This window comes from Corallococcus sp. CA053C, from assembly GCF_003611675.1.
Lineage (GTDB): Bacteria > Myxococcota > Myxococcia > Myxococcales > Myxococcaceae > Corallococcus.
The window spans coordinates 1-13,722 of the sequence record NZ_RAWA01000261.1; the positions used below are offsets into that span (position 1 = coordinate 1).

13 protein-coding genes are annotated in these 13,722 nt (G+C 69.9%); 9 read left to right on the forward strand and 4 right to left on the reverse strand.

The window, feature by feature from the left end; genetic code table 11:
* The 4 genes from D7V97_RS44830 to D7V97_RS28355 all read left to right on the forward strand — a co-directional run.
* Nucleotides 1–1,280, forward strand: a 1,280-nt coding sequence (locus tag D7V97_RS44830; RefSeq protein ID WP_120613763.1) for a hypothetical protein, incomplete at its 5' end; no start/stop codon positions are given.
* Between the two features lie 159 nt (nucleotides 1,281–1,439).
* Entirely contained in the window at nucleotides 1,440–2,060 is a 621-nt protein-coding gene (locus D7V97_RS28345; protein ID WP_233583276.1) for a DUF2231 domain-containing protein, read from the forward strand.
* 135 nt (nucleotides 2,061–2,195) lie between these two features.
* Nucleotides 2,196–3,695, forward strand: a complete 1,500-nt coding sequence (locus D7V97_RS28350) for a hypothetical protein (protein WP_120613764.1) — start codon at nucleotides 2,196–2,198, stop codon at nucleotides 3,693–3,695.
* Between the two features lie 137 nt (nucleotides 3,696–3,832).
* The gene (locus D7V97_RS28355) at nucleotides 3,833–4,867 is read left to right on the forward strand and encodes a prephenate dehydrogenase/arogenate dehydrogenase family protein (protein ID WP_120613765.1); all 1,035 of its coding nucleotides are present in this window, start codon (nucleotides 3,833–3,835) and stop codon (nucleotides 4,865–4,867) included.
* Nucleotides 4,868–4,870: 3 nt separating this feature from the next.
* Here D7V97_RS28355 and D7V97_RS28360 read toward each other — a convergent pair whose 3' ends face one another.
* Nucleotides 4,871–6,211, reverse strand: a complete 1,341-nt coding sequence (locus D7V97_RS28360; protein ID WP_120613766.1) for a S9 family peptidase — start codon at nucleotides 6,209–6,211, stop codon at nucleotides 4,871–4,873.
* A gap of 231 nt (nucleotides 6,212–6,442) precedes the next feature.
* Between D7V97_RS28360 and D7V97_RS28365 the strand changes: the two genes are divergently transcribed.
* The 4 genes from D7V97_RS28365 to D7V97_RS28380 all read left to right on the forward strand — a co-directional run bounded on the left by D7V97_RS28365 (nucleotide 6,443) and on the right by D7V97_RS28380 (nucleotide 11,477).
* Nucleotides 6,443–7,012, forward strand: a complete 570-nt coding sequence (locus tag D7V97_RS28365; RefSeq protein WP_120613767.1) for a hypothetical protein — start codon at nucleotides 6,443–6,445, stop codon at nucleotides 7,010–7,012.
* A gap of 144 nt (nucleotides 7,013–7,156) precedes the next feature.
* Nucleotides 7,157–9,889 carry a PQQ-dependent sugar dehydrogenase gene (locus D7V97_RS28370; RefSeq protein WP_120613768.1) on the forward strand — a complete coding sequence of 911 codons (2,733 nt, stop codon included), beginning with the start codon at nucleotides 7,157–7,159 and terminating at the stop codon, nucleotides 9,887–9,889.
* An 18-nt stretch (nucleotides 9,890–9,907) separates the two neighbouring features.
* Entirely contained in the window at nucleotides 9,908–10,513 is a 606-nt protein-coding gene (locus D7V97_RS28375) for a hypothetical protein (protein WP_120613769.1), read from the forward strand.
* Nucleotides 10,514–10,550: 37 nt separating this feature from the next.
* Nucleotides 10,551–11,477: an MBL fold metallo-hydrolase gene (locus D7V97_RS28380; protein ID WP_158623471.1), complete on the forward strand. Its 927-nt coding sequence runs from the start codon at nucleotides 10,551–10,553 to the stop codon at nucleotides 11,475–11,477.
* Between the two features lie 114 nt (nucleotides 11,478–11,591).
* On the opposite strand, the gene D7V97_RS28385 is transcribed toward D7V97_RS28380, so the two are convergent.
* From D7V97_RS28385 to D7V97_RS28395, 3 genes are read right to left on the reverse strand one after another with little or no spacing between them, the layout of a single operon-like run.
* Nucleotides 11,592–12,449 (reverse strand): class I SAM-dependent methyltransferase, encoded by an 858-nt coding sequence (locus D7V97_RS28385; protein WP_120613771.1) that lies wholly within the window; start codon nucleotides 12,447–12,449, stop codon nucleotides 11,592–11,594.
* Nucleotides 12,442–12,816, reverse strand: coding sequence for a VOC family protein (locus tag D7V97_RS28390; protein WP_120613772.1), 375 nt, complete (start codon nucleotides 12,814–12,816; stop codon nucleotides 12,442–12,444). Before D7V97_RS28390 ends, D7V97_RS28385 begins: the two co-directional genes overlap by 8 nt.
* Nucleotides 12,813–12,974: a ribbon-helix-helix domain-containing protein gene (locus tag D7V97_RS28395; RefSeq protein WP_120613773.1), complete on the reverse strand. Its 162-nt coding sequence runs from the start codon at nucleotides 12,972–12,974 to the stop codon at nucleotides 12,813–12,815. The genes D7V97_RS28390 and D7V97_RS28395 overlap by 4 nt, the downstream gene beginning before the upstream one ends.
* Before the next feature lie 115 nt (nucleotides 12,975–13,089).
* Between D7V97_RS28395 and D7V97_RS28400 the strand changes: the two genes are divergently transcribed.
* The coding region (locus D7V97_RS28400) for an acyl-CoA dehydrogenase family protein (protein ID WP_199728971.1) at nucleotides 13,090–13,722 on the forward strand (633 nt) is incomplete at its 3' end.

Genomic DNA, 13,722 nt, shown 5'->3' on the forward strand with positions numbered 1-13,722 from the left:
CCCCCGCGGCGGACTGGAGCCTCGCGCATCGCCTGGCGTTCCGATTCGTCGGCGTCTACCTCCTGCTCTATGTCTTCCCATTCCCGGTGGGCATCCTCCCGGGCCTGTCCGGCGTCAGCGCCGCGTACGACCAGGCGTGGCAGGCCATCGTTCCGTGGGTGGGCCGGCACGTCCTGCACCTGGACACGGCCATCACCGTGTTCCCCAATGGCAGCGGGGACACGACGTACAACCACGTCCAGCTCCTGTGCTTCCTGGCGCTCGCTGGCGTGGCGACCGCGGTCGTGTCGGTGCTCGGCCGGCGCCGCAAGGAGGAGGTGGTGGCCCACGGGCTGCTGCGCATCTACCTGCGCTACTTCCTGGGCTACACGATGGTGTCCTACGGCCTGATCAAGGTCTTCTATATCCAGTTCCCGGCGCCGAGCCCGGAGCGGCTGGTGGAGCCCTTCGGCGACGCGTCGCCCATGGGGCTGCTCTGGGCCTTCATGGGGTACTCGCAGGGCTACAACGTCTTCGCGGGGGGCCTGGAGGTGGTGGGTGGCGTGTTGTTGCTCTTCCGGCGCACCACGTCGCTGGGCGTGTTGGTGGTGCTCGCCGCGATGACGAACGTCCTGGCGCTCAACCTCGCCTACGACGTTCCGGCGAAGCTCCTCGCCTCGCACCTGGTGCTGGTGGCGGTGTTCCTCCTGCTTCCGGAGCTGCGGCGGCTCGCGGACGTGCTGGTGCTCAACCGGCCCACCCCGCCGGTGGTGTTCCGCACGCCGTTCGCGAACCGCAGGCTGGAGTGGGGCAGCCGCGCGGTGAAGGTGCTCTTCGCCGGGTTCATCGTCTGTTCGACGACGGCCACGGAGTGGTCCAACTCCCACGCCTACGGGAACGCCTCCCCCCTGCACGCGCTGTACGGCGTCTACGAGGTCGAGTCCTTCACGCGCGACGGGCAGCCCCGGCCCCTGCTCGCGGGAGACGCCACCGCGTGGCGGTACCTGCTGATCAGCCGCTACCAGCGGCTGTCCCTGCGCTTCATGGATGACACCGGGAAGCGCTTCCGCATGGAGGACCTGCCGGAGCAGCGCATCAAGGCCTCCGACATGGGCCCCGACGCACCGGACCCGGAGACGTTCACGCTCAGCTGGGCCCGCCCGGATCCGGAGCACCTGGTCGTCGAGGGCGTCTTCCGGGGCGCGCCCATCCAGGCCCGGCTCAGGAAGGTGGATGCGTCGAAGTTCCGACTCTTCAGCCGGAGCTTCCATTGGGTGCAGGAATATCCCTTCAACCGCTGAGCCCGGGCCCACCCCTGTACGCGGGTCCCATCGCATCGCTGGATGCGCATCTGTCCGCCCGGACGATGCGGCGCTCCGACCGGGGGGCCCGCGCCCGCGTCCTGCCCCATGGCTACCTTCCGCTTCAAGCAACCTTGGGAGGGAATGATGGACAGGGAGATGTTGCTTCATGAACTGCACCCGTCGGTGGTGCATCTGCCATTGGCGTTGCTGCCGACGGCGACCGTGGCGGACCTCATCGTGGTGGTGACGGGGGACCGCGCCTGGGCGAAGGTGGGCCGCCGCCTGTGGGTGGCGGGCGCGGGAAGCGCGGTGCTGGCCGGCGTGGCGGGCCTGGCGGCGAGCCAGGAGGTCCGCATCGATGCGCCGCGTGCCCGGGACATGGCGTTCCTGCACGGCGCGGGGAACGCCGTCATCACGCTGGGCGCGCTGGGCCTGATGGCCTGGCGGCTGGGACGGGCCCCCACCGTGACGACGACGGCGCTGGGCCTGGGCGCGTGCGCCTTCGCGCTCTACACGGCGTCGCTCGGCGGGAAGATGGTCTACGAGCAGGGCATCGGCATCAACCCGATGCCGGGGCAGGCGCCACAGGGCACGCGGAAGGGACCGCTGCTGCTGTCGCGCGAGGCCCCCGCGGCGCTCGTGAGGGACGCGGGCCGCGGCATCGCGTGGCTTTGGGGCCGGGCGCGCGCGCTGCGCACCCGGAGCGAGCCGCTCGCGGCGGGGGCCACCGGCCTGGGCCCCGCTGACGCATTGCCTCGTGGGTACGTCCACGCCTGAAACACGGCGACCCACGCCTCACCCGAAGGCCCGGCGAAGAATCTTTCGACGGGCCTGAGGAATATTGGCGGCGGGCCTCGTAAAGGTCACGGCTGGTGCGCAACGCCCAGCCCCAGACTTTCGCGAGGGGGACTCATGTTTCACAAGAACCTGCTGACGGCCGCCATGGCCATTGTCGGACTGAATGGGTGTGTCTACGGCTATGTCTACGACGCGGCGTCGGGCAGCGCCGTCCAGGACGTGACGGTGACGGTCACCTCCGGCATCTGCAGCGGCAATGGCTGTGGCGCGAACCCCACCTTCCGGCAGACGGAGTCGTCGGGCCTCTACGTCTTCGACGCGTATGGCAACCACAACGGCGAGGACCAGGTGCAGTTCATCACCGTGGCCTCCGGCCAGGAAGCGCTCCGGCTCCTCTACACCCGCGCGGGGTATCGCTCCGTGGGCGTGTATCACAAGCCCAAGTACGAGGAGGTGACTCAGGATGGCAACACGTATGAGATTTCCAACGTGCAGCCCGTGTACCTCTGCCTGACCACCGCGGTGGACTCGGATGCCGACGGCATCTGTGACGCCGCGGAGAGCCGCTACGGCACCAACCCGTACAGCTCCGACACGGACGGCGACCGCCTCAGCGACTACGCGGAGCTGTATGGCTATGGCGGCGTCGACCTGCGCTACTACGGCACGAACCCGCGCAAGAAGGACGTCTTCGTGGAGATGGACTACTACCCGGGCCTCAAGCCGACCCAGGCCGCGATGGACCGCGTGACGGCCGCGTTCGCCGCCGCGCCGGTGACCAACCACGACGGCTCCACGGGCATCGCGCTGCACCTGGTGGCGGATCAGCAGATCGCCACGGCGGACGTGGACACGGACCTGAACCCCGTGTGGACGGACTTCGACGTCATCAAGGCCAAATACTTCAACACGCGCCGCGCGCCCTACTTCCACTACCTGCTGGTGGCGGACCACTACGACGGCGGCGGCTCCAGCGGCAAGTCGCGCGGCATCCCCGCCCACGACTTCGTCATGACGCTGGGCAACTGGGGCGTCCCGGGCGGCACGGAGCAGCAGCAGGCCGGCACCCTCATGCACGAGCTGGGGCACAACATCGGCCTGCGGCACGGCGGCAACGAGGACGTGAACTACAAGCCCAACTACCTGAGCCTGATGAGCTACGTGTACCAGCTGGGCGGGATGCGCGTGGACGGCACGGACGGCGTGCTCGACTACTCGCGCGTGCGGCTCGCCTCCGTGAACGAGGCCTCCGTCAATGAGGTCTCCGCCTTCGCGCCCGTGTCCCCCTCCACCGAGGCGGACCTGGCCCACTACGGCGTGCGCCTCAACAGCGTCTTCGTCAGCGGCACCGCGAGCGCCAACCTGGACCTCAACGCCAACGGGAGCATCCAGGCCGCCTCCTTCGCGAGGGACCTCAACGGCGACGGAGACTCCCTGGACGTCTTCAACGCGTCGCAGAACGACTGGACGGCCCTCGTGTTCGACGGCGCCGGCAGCATCGGCGACGCGTGGCTGGGCGCCACCCAGGGCCTGAGCCGCGCGGAGCCGTTCCTCGTCGCCCCCGAGAAGACCGAGCCCTGCATGACCTGGGCGCAGGCGAAGGCCGGCCAGTAGCCCCCGGCCCCTCCCGGACACGCAGCACCCTCCGCCGGGCTCCCTGTCTCCAGGGGGGCCCGGCGGTCGTGTTTCACCCGCCTCCCGGCCCTTCAGGGGCGTTCCGAAGTCTGCCGCTATTCATGTAAACTTGCAGCATGCCAAGAATCGCCCTGGTGGGGTACGGACGTTTTGGACGTGCGTTGGGAGCGCTGCTCGAAGCGGCGGACCTGGGCTACCGGGCGATGGACCCGGGGGCGTCGCTGCCTGAAGGGCTGCGGGCCGGGTCGGTGCCGGAGCTGCTGGAGGGGGCGGAGCTGGTGGTGGTGGCGGTGCCGGTGCCCCAGGTGCGGGAGGTGCTGCTGGCGCTGCGGCCCCACCTGCGGCCGGAGCACCTGGTGCTGGACGTGGGCAGCGTCAAGGTGAAGCCCGTGGAGGCGATGGCGGAGGTGCTGGGGGCGCGGGTGCCGTGGGTGGGCACGCATCCGCTCTTCGGGCCCTTGAGCCTGGCCATGGCGGAGCGCCCCATGCGCGTCGTCATCTGCCCCAATCCCCTGCACCCGGACGCGGCCCCGCGCGCGCGGCGCTTCTACGAGGCGCTGGGCTGTGAGGTGATTGAACAGACGCCGGAGGGCCATGACCGGGTGATGGCGCAAACGCACGCCCTCACGTTCTTCGTGGCCAAGGGGATGGTGGACTCGGGCGCGGCGGTGGACGTGCCCTTCGCGCCGGCCAGCTTCAAGGCGCTGTCGCGCACCATCGAGACCGTCCGCTCGGACGCGGGCCACCTCTTCACCGCCATCCAGCAGGAGAACCGCTTCGCGACGGAGGCGCGCGAGCGGCTGCTCCAGGCGCTCCAGGGCATCCACCGCGACCTCGCGGCCCTGCCCGCCGTGGCCAGCGCACGGGACGCGGCGGGCCTCGCGCTGCCGGGACTCGACTCCGGACCGCCGGAGCCCCGGGAGACGCGCGAGCACATTGATCAGCTGGACCGAGAGCTGGTGGAGCTGCTCGCCCGCCGCTCGGAGCTGGCCCGCCGGCAGAGCCGCGCCCAGGCCCCGGCGGAGGCCCAGGCCGGAGCGGAGACGGAGGCGGTGCTCGCCACGCGCCGCGCGTGGGCCACGGAGCTGGGCGTGGATCCGCGAGCGGTGGAGGCCCTCTTCCGTCTCCTGCTCGACGCCGGCCCCTCCTGACGCTCAGATGTATTCGTCCAGCCAGTCGAACATCCTGTGATTGGCGACGGCCTGCGCGCCTTCCTGGCAGTGCAGGAGCCCGGTGTCCTCCTGGGTGAAGAGCATGTAGTCCTTCGGGCAGGTCAAGGCGTCGTGGAGCAGCTGGGCCTGGCCCTGGGAGAAGGCCTCGCCGGTGCCGTCCATCACGAGCGTGCGGCAGCGGATGCGATGGACGACGGGCTCGTTGTTGAACTCGCGCAGCTTGAAGAGCAGGTCCGACGGCGAGCTGGCGCCGTGCTTGTTCATCGAGTCCTTCATGTACCAGCGGAACAGGAACACCTGCGCCATGAGCTGGGCCATGCCCGCGTCGAAGGCCTGGGGGTCGCTGTCGAGCAGCGGCATCAGGTCCGGGAAGTAGGTGTTGAACTGCTCGAAGGAGCACTGGCCCCAGTTGAGGACGCCGGGGTTGGGGATGAGCAGCTTGATGCGCCGCTCGAACGCGGCGGCGCGGGGAACGAGCGCGCCGCCCATGCTCCACCCCAGGAGCGCGATCCGCCGCGAGTCCACGCCCGCGATGCACGTGGCGAAGTCCACCACGGGCCGGATGACCTGCTCCCAGTCAGGACGGAAGGGGAGCCCCTGCTCACGGATGGCCATGCCCTGTCCGGGCGCATGGACGATGAGGCAGTGGTAGCCCCGCGCGAGGGCCGCATCCATCACGTACTTGGACTCCTCGGGCCACGCGTCGCGGCCCTGCTGGAAGATGAGCAGGGGCGCGCTGCTCCGGGCGTTGGGCGCGCGAAAGAAGTAGCCGGGCAGCGTCGTGCCCTCGTACGGGATGCGCACGGCGACGGCGGGGAGCTTGAGCAGCGCGATGGCCTTGTTGTACGCGTCCACCGCCTTGCGCCCGGTGGCCAGCACGCTCGGGTCGGCCGGCTCCGGGTGGTGGATCAGCGCGGCGCGGTAGTAGTTGGCGGCGCGCAGGTAGGCATTGCCGGCGCTGAGCGCGTGGCGCCGGGCCAGGCTCGCGTCCCCCATGGCGCGGATGCGGTCGGCCGTGCGGACCCACTCGCGGGGCCAGCTCCAGTCATCTCCCGGGACGATGCGGTGCGCGGTGTCCAGCACCTCGCCAATGTCCGCCTGGGCGCTGTAGGTCGCGGCCAGGAAGTGCAGCAGCTGGCTGTCCATGATGGGGTCGGACATCAGGCCCAGCTCGTACCAGGGCCGCGGCTCCTCCGCGGCGGACGCGTTGGAAGCGGAAGGCCGGGGTGCCGCGACGGCGGGGGTGCCCCGGAGGAGCGCGAGTCCTCCGGTGAGCCCCAGACTGGCCTGGATGAGGGAGCGACGGTCCATCGAGATGCCCATGGTCTGCGACCTCCAGCAATGCGTGCCGGGCTGAAACACCGGGGGCTCTTCCGCCTGTCACCACTCCCTCCCTTGGGCGTGGACTTGGACAGGCGGACAGGCATTCGCATGGAGCCGTGAGGAGACTGAGCGGGTGTGCAGCGAAATCCCTCCGGTTCGGTTGGGAACTCGCGGAGGGGGGTCTGATGTTGGTCGGAGCTATTGAAGACCTCCACCAAAAGGACTGACCGCATGAAGAAGACCGCCCTGCTCACGTGCCTCCTGGGACTCCTGGCGTCCATCCCCGCCGCTGCCGCCGAAATGAAGGACGTGTTTGGCAAGGAGGTCCCCATCGGGCAGGGCCGGCCCACGCTGGTGCTGTACGCCAACAAGAGCACCCGAGAGGAGCTGCGTCAGCACGCCTACCAGTTCATCTACGACGTGCGCGCGGAGAAGCCCATCGTCGTCGTCCATGTGGACCTGCGCGATGTCCCGGGCCTCTTCAAGGGCATGGCGAAGGGGGAGATCCGCAAGGGCCACGCCGAGTCGCTCGGTCTCATGCGCAAGCTCTTCCTCAAGAACGGCGAGACGCCTCCGCCGGACATGGATTCATCGCTCTTCATGGTCGCGGACTCCAAGGGTGAGCCCCACGAGTCCATGGGCCTGAAGAAGGGCTTCGAGAAGGTCTTCGCCCAGGTGCTGGACTTCACCGGGCAGGAGCTGGCACGCGGACCGCTGGCGAACGCCCGGAAGCTCGGTCAGGCCCTGGCTTCGACGCCGGACGGCAAGCCCCACACCCAGGTCGCGACCACGGCGCGCTGACGTCCGCGTGAGACCTGCCTGGCTGACGGGCAGTCGCAGTGCCGGCAGCCGGATTGGAAAAAGCCCGCGATGACGCAGCGTCATCGCGGGCTTCACGCGGATGAGTGACGGAAGAGCACGGCGCGTGCGGTAGCGTCACGGACCATGCGCTCCCCCCTCATCGCATCCCTGTTGTTCCTGCTGCTGTGCGCGCCAGCCTGGGCCGTGGTGCCCGGTGGCTTCGTGGAAACCGACTACACGTCCAACACCCTGGTTCCCGCCACCGGCATGGCGTGGGCGCCGGATGGCTCCGGCCGCCTGTTCGTCACCCTCAAGGACGGCGTGGTGCGGACGGTGGCGCTGAAGGACGGCGTCCCGGAGACGCAAGCAGGCACGAAGACGCTGGTGACCCGCGTGTTCGCCACGGAGCCTGCCGTCCACACCAACAGCGAGTGTGGCCTCATCGGCATCGCGTTTGATCCGAACTACGTGGTCAACCGCTACGTCTACTTCTTCGTCACCGTCTCCGCCTCCGAGCAGCGCATCGTCCGGTACACGGACGCCAACGGCACCGGCACCGCGCGCACGGAGGTCCTCACGAAGCTGCCCACCGCAGGCAACAACCACGACGGCGGCGGGCTGGGCTTCGGGCCGGACGGGAAGCTCTACTGGTCCATTGGCGACCTGGGCAACGGCACGGGCGTGGACGCGGACCTGACGTCGCTGGCGGCCAAGGTGGGCCGCGCCAACCTGGATGGCACCCCCGCCAACGACAACCCGTTCAACGACGGCGTGGGCCCCAACAACGAGTACATCTGGGCGCAGGGCTTCCGAAACCCGTTCACCTTCACGTTCCAGCCCACCACCGGCCTCCTGTGGATCAACACCGTGGGCACGGGCTACGAGCAGATCTTCGTCGTGAACAAGCGCGCCCACGCCGGCTACAACGACTTCGAGAACAACCAGCCCGCCACCGGCAACTACATCGCCCCCGTCATCAAGTACCGCACCAACGGGATTGATACGCGCAACCTGCTGGCCACGGGAGGCGCGGTGCGCAGCGGCGGCGTCACCACCTTCACCACCACCGGGGTGCACGGCTTCCGCAAGGGCGAGCGCATCACCTTCAAGGGCGTGGGCGACGCGAGCTTCAACGGCAACTTCTACGTCGCGAGCGCCCCGCGGGAGCCCTCGGCCACCACCTTCACCGTGGCCCAGCCGGGCCTCCCGGATGCGAGCAGTGGCGGAGGCACCGCGGAGACGCAGAACCTGGGCGGCTCCATCACGGGCGGCACCTTCTATGACGCCACCCTCTTTTCCCCCGAGTACCGCGGCAACTACTTCTTCGGTGACTACAACTCCGGCAGCGTGACCCGCGCCACGCTGGCGGCGGACAACTCGGTGGCGACGGTGGACACGTGGGGCACGGCCTTCTCCTCGCACGTCGACATGGCGGTGGGACCGGACGGAGCGCTCTACACCATGGGCGTCACCAGCGGCGTCCTGCGCCGCATCACCCCGGCCACCACCGCGCAGAAGCTGGTGGTGTCCTCGCTCAACCTGCGGCTGGTGGAGAACGGTCGCGCCGCCTTCACCGTGCGGCTGGCGCAGGCCCCCACCGCGCCCGTGACGGTGCAGGTGACCCGCGCCCTGGGCGGCTCCGAGGACCTGACCGTGGCCAGCAAGTCCCCCTTCACCTTCTCCCCCACGGACTGGGCCACGCCCCAGGTCGTCACGCTCGCGGCGGCGGAGGACGCGGACGCCGTCACGGACACGGCCACCTTCGTGGTGACGGCGGCGGGCCTGGCGGACGAGTCGGTGGTGGCGTCGACCATCGACGACAACGCGGCCCGGCTGGTGCTGTCCTCCACGCGGGTGTCCGTCCCGGAGAACGCCACCGCGACCTTCACGGTGTCGCTCTCCAAGCAGCCCACGTCGAACGTCACCGTCAACGTGGCGCGCACGCAGGGGGACGAGGACGTCACCGTGCAGGACGGGGCCACGCTCGCGTTCACGACCTCCAACTGGAACACGCCCAGGACGGTCACGCTGAGGGCCGCGTCGGACGCGGACAACCAGGACGGGACGGCCACCATCACCGTCGCCGCGCCGGGCCTGGACGCGCGCACGCTGGAGGCGACCGAGGTGGATGACGAGCCGCTGCCGCCCGTCATCACCTCCACGCCCGTCAGCACCGCCGTGGTGGGCTCGGTCTACCGCTATGACGTGGAGGCGCGGGGCCGGCCGGAGCCGACCTATTCCCTGGGAGGCACGGTGCCCGCGGGGATGATCATCGACGCGGCCACCGGCGTCCTCACCTGGACGCCTCCGACGACGGACACCGTGACGGTGCTGGTGCGGGTGAGCAACGGCGTGCTGCCGGACGCGGAGCAGACCGTCACCCTGGTCCCGACGGTGGATGCGCCGCCGCGCGCCGTCCTCACGCGCCCCATGGAGGGTGAGCGCGTGTCCGGCAACACGGCGGAGTTCTTCGGCGACTGCCAGGACGACGTGGGCTGCACGCGCGCCGAGTTCTACGTGGACGGCGTGCTGCAATACACGGACACCCGTTCGGACAACCACTTCCACTTCGGTGGCGAGCACAACCGCTGGGACACCACGGAGCTCTCGGCCGGGGGGCACACCGTCCGGTTCGTCGTGGTGGACACGGCGGGAATGCGGAGCGAGGCGCAGGTGACGGTGTGCGTCGGTGACGGAAGCTGCGACCCGAACCCGGCGGACGCAGGCACGGGCCCGGTCACGGACGCGGGCACGGGCGATCCCATCAGCGAGGGCAACGACACCGGCTGCGGCTGCGGCGCGGCCCCGGTGGCACCGCTCGCGTGGCTGGCCCTCGTCGCGCTGGCGTCCCGGATGAGGCGGGGGCGCAAGGCGTAACGGGAGGCATGAGGCGCCATGCCAACCCGACCCCCTCCGGACCTGCATCCCTCCACCTGGGCCGCCCTCAAGGGCTCAGGTGTGCTTCAGAGCACCGAGCACGGGCTCATCCGGGTCTTCTACGGCCAGCAACGCGCCAGGCGCAGCCAGGTCCCCTTCATGAACCACATTCATGAAGGGCTGGCCGTCATGCTTCGCACCCAGGCATCACCGCAGGCCATGCGGGCGTTCTGCCTGCATCCCCTCGTCCAGGGCGACCAGGACCTGCGGGAGCACTACGCGCGGGTCGCCCAGGCCCTGGAGCCCGTTCCCGACGGGGCCTTCGTGCTGGGGCTCGCCATGGAGTATCGCTCCGTGGCCAATGCCTATCTCTCCCACGCCACGCTGCCGCCGGAAGGCATCCGGCTGTCGCCCCTGGTGGAGGTCAACGCCATGCTGGTGGGCGACAAGGTCCAGAATCGCAAGGACTACGAGCTGCACCACGAACAGACCCACGCCCACCGCGCCCGGCTGACGGAGTACTTCCAGCAGTGGTGCCACGCGTTGCAGGTCGAGCACGGCTACCCGCGGCTGAAGGCGATGCTCCAAGGAGAGGCCTGGGGCGGTTCCCCGGGTGATCCGTGAAGGAATCGGGGCGGCGGAAATCGGTAGGATGCCGGCCATGAGAAGAACCCTGTGGCGTCGCTTGGGCCTCGCCGTCGCGGCCCTGTTGTTGGTGTTGGTCGTCGTCGTGGCGGTGGGGCTGAGCGCCGTCAGCGTCCCGGACACCTCGCGCTTCGACGCCGACCTGGGCGCCATCCGGGCACTGGCCGTCTCCACCGGAGCGCCGCTCCCCGTCGAGCTGCGCAGCCAGCGCGTGGGCAGGGCCTCCGGGGTGCCGCACGCGCTCGTGGTGGCCGGCGACGGCTTCGGCAGCGACACCTTCGAGTTCTACGCGTACCAGCTCGTCTATGCCGACGGCCGCACGGTGCTGGTGGACGTCGGGAGCGACGCGCAGACCCAGCAGGCCCAGTTCCCCGGCTCGGAGTTCGACGCCGCGGCCTATGCCCGGATCCAGGAGGCGCTGCGCCGCGCGGATGCGACGGTCGTCACCCACGAGCACTTCGACCACTGCGCGGGAATCGCGCACTCGGCCTACCTGGACGAGGTGGCGGGCAAGGTCCACCTCACGGACGAGCAACTGAACGGTCCGGACGCGCTGGACGCCGGCTTCACCGCGGAACTGCGCGCCCGATTCACGCCGCTCAAATACGAGCGCATGCACCTGCTGCGCCCCGGCGTGGTCCTCATCAAGGCGCCGGGCCACACGCCCGGCACCCAGCTGGTGTACGTGCGGCTCGCCGACGGACGCGAGCTCCTGCTCGTCGGCGACGTGGCCTGGCACCAGGACAACATCCGGCTCCCGCGGATGCACCCGAGGCTCACCAACTGGCTGGGCGGCGAGGATGCGCAGGCGATGGCGCACCAGCTGCGGTGGCTGCACGACCTTCAGCGCACCGCGCCCGAACTGCACCAGGTGGTGGCGCACGACGGCGCGCGAATGCAGGACCACCAGCGCCGCGGGCTCATCCTGGACGGGCTGCGCTGACCGGAGGCCACCTGTTCGCGGACGCGCTACAGCGTCGCTACCAGCAGATCCTCGCCGGTGACGGCCGGATGGACGGGCTGCCCTGACCGGAGGCCACCCGTTCGCTGACACGCGCTACGTCGTCGCCACCAGCAGCTCCTCGCCGCTCGACGGCCGGAGCCCGTCGGCCCTGCCCGCGAAGTAGCGCTCCGTGAGCTGCGCGGCGGAGACATGCTGCACGTCCGCGAAGCCGGCCTCCCGCGCCAACGCGAGGAGCTCCGGCGGGGTGAAGAAGCTGATGAACGGCGTGCCGGCCGCCCGTGCGCCTCGAGCGGCGCCCTCAAGGCCCGCACGCTCCTCCGGTTCGACGTGCTCGAACGGGAGCATGAAGGACATCACGAACGTCGAGCCCCGGGCGAGCCCTGCCACCTGCCGCAGCGTCGCCGCGATCGCCTCCTTCGTCAGATACATGGCGACGCCCGCCGAGGCGACCACGGCGGGCCGTCCCGGTTCGAAGCCCGCGCGCACGAGCTGCTCCAGCCAGGACTCGTTCGCCTCGAAGTCCACCGGCACGAAGCGCAGGCGCTCGGGAATCGCAAAGCCAAGCTCGACCAGCCGTGAACGCTTCCACGCTTGCGTGCCCGGCTGCTCGACCTCGAACACGCGCAGTCCCTCGGTGAGCCCGCTCCTGCGCTGCGCGAACGTGTCCAGGCCCGCCCCGAGCAACACGTACTGCGAGACGCCCTGCCGGGCGCGCGCTTCGACGAGGTCCTCGATGAACCGCGCACGCGCCACGATAGACGCCCGCGAGCGGCCCGTTCGCACCGGATGCATGTCCGGCCGCTGTCGCCAACCCTCGTCGGGCGCCACGAGCCGGAGGCCCACCTCGTCTTCGAGCACATGCGGCGGTGCGTCCACCTGCACGTGCAGGGCACGCCACAACGCGACCCGGACGGCGGTGTTGTCGGGAGCAGCGTTCGCCGTGTCAGCCATGGGGGTGCTCCTTGGGGGTGCCCGCGGGCAACGCCGCTTGCACACGGAGGTGCCGGCCGTCGGGGTCCGCGAGGAGCATCTCGACCGCGTCCCAATGCTGCGCTTCGAACGGGCGCACGACGCGGCCCGAATCCGGAGGCGAGAACGTCGCGGCGTCGCGCACTGCGAGCACCGGCTGAAGCTGCAACGGGGTGCCCGCCGGACGCTCGGCGACGAAGAGGTACGGCCCGCCCCCCGGATGGCGGAGCTGCCCGGAGTGGTGGTCGGTCTCGAACTCGAGCTCGTACCCAAGCGCCTTCCAGAACGCGACCGTCTTGCCCCAGTTGTGCGTTTCGATGAGCAGTCCTGCGATTCCGTCCGTCGTCATGGCTTCCTCCTCTTGGATGGCTGCTGGTCGAGGTAGGCGCGCAGGGCGGCAGCCACGATCGCCGACAACGACTGTTCGGTCTCGACCGCGTGGTGCTTGACCTCACGGATGAGCCCCGTCGGCAGGTACACGTTGAACTGCTTCACGTCGTCGGCCACCCGGCCCTCCTCGTTGCTAGATTGCTAGCATACTAGCCCGCCCGTGCGCGTCGAGGATTCACGCACCCGCGCAACTGGTGCATCGTGCCGGTTCATGCCCCAGCCCCAACGAACGATGAGTGATGCAGACTGTCTGGCCGAAGCAGAGCGGATCCAGCGGCTGCTGGCCGAGCACGCCGCACGGCATGACCGGGAGACCTCTCTGCCCGACGAGGGCTTCGAGGCCATGGCCCAGTCCCCGCTGAACACCGCGCTGCTGGAGGGTACTTCCTGGCTGACCTTCGGGCGCGTCGTCAGCATCCTGAGCCGGGGCAGCGCCTCCTTCGGGACGCTCTGGTTGATGCACCAGGGCTCGGGGCTCGCCTTCCTGGCCCTGCCGGAGCCCGCGCTGGTGGCCTCCTTCCACGACAGGTTCCGTGAGGGTGCCTGGTTCGGCAACGCCCTGTCCGAGCCCACCAGCGGCAACAGGTTCCTCATGCCTCACCAGGAGGCCCGCCGAGCCGAGGGAGGCTGGCGCCTGTCCGGGGCCAAGCGCTTCGTGTCGGGCAGCGAGCGGGCCCAATACCTGCTCACCAATGCCGTGTGTGATGGCCAGCCCGCCTTCTTCCTCATCGACAAGGACGACTCCATCCAGGTGGAGGATGTCTGGGACACGATGGGCATGCGGGCCACGCGCAGCCAGCTGCTGCACTTCCAGGACACGCTGCTGCCGGAGTCCCGGAAGCTGCGGCTGGATCCCTCCCAGCCC

Bases quoted from the DNA above. Each gene is read 5' to 3' on its own strand.
- D7V97_RS28345 (WP_233583276.1), top strand. From the start codon at position 1,440: ATGTTGCTTCATGAACTGCACCCGTCGGTGGTGCATCTGCCATTGGCG.
- D7V97_RS28350 (WP_120613764.1), top strand. From the start codon at position 2,196: ATGTTTCACAAGAACCTGCTGACGGCCGCCATGGCCATTGTCGGACTG.
- D7V97_RS28355 (WP_120613765.1), top strand. From the start codon at position 3,833: ATGCCAAGAATCGCCCTGGTGGGGTACGGACGTTTTGGACGTGCGTTG.
- D7V97_RS28360 (WP_120613766.1), bottom strand. From the start codon at position 6,211: ATGGGCATCTCGATGGACCGTCGCTCCCTCATCCAGGCCAGTCTGGGG.
- D7V97_RS28365 (WP_120613767.1), top strand. From the start codon at position 6,443: ATGAAGAAGACCGCCCTGCTCACGTGCCTCCTGGGACTCCTGGCGTCC.
- D7V97_RS28370 (WP_120613768.1), top strand. From the start codon at position 7,157: ATGCGCTCCCCCCTCATCGCATCCCTGTTGTTCCTGCTGCTGTGCGCG.
- D7V97_RS28375 (WP_120613769.1), top strand. From the start codon at position 9,908: ATGCCAACCCGACCCCCTCCGGACCTGCATCCCTCCACCTGGGCCGCC.
- D7V97_RS28380 (WP_158623471.1), top strand. From the start codon at position 10,551: ATGAGAAGAACCCTGTGGCGTCGCTTGGGCCTCGCCGTCGCGGCCCTG.
- D7V97_RS28385 (WP_120613771.1), bottom strand. From the start codon at position 12,449: ATGGCTGACACGGCGAACGCTGCTCCCGACAACACCGCCGTCCGGGTC.
- D7V97_RS28390 (WP_120613772.1), bottom strand. From the start codon at position 12,816: ATGACGACGGACGGAATCGCAGGACTGCTCATCGAAACGCACAACTGG.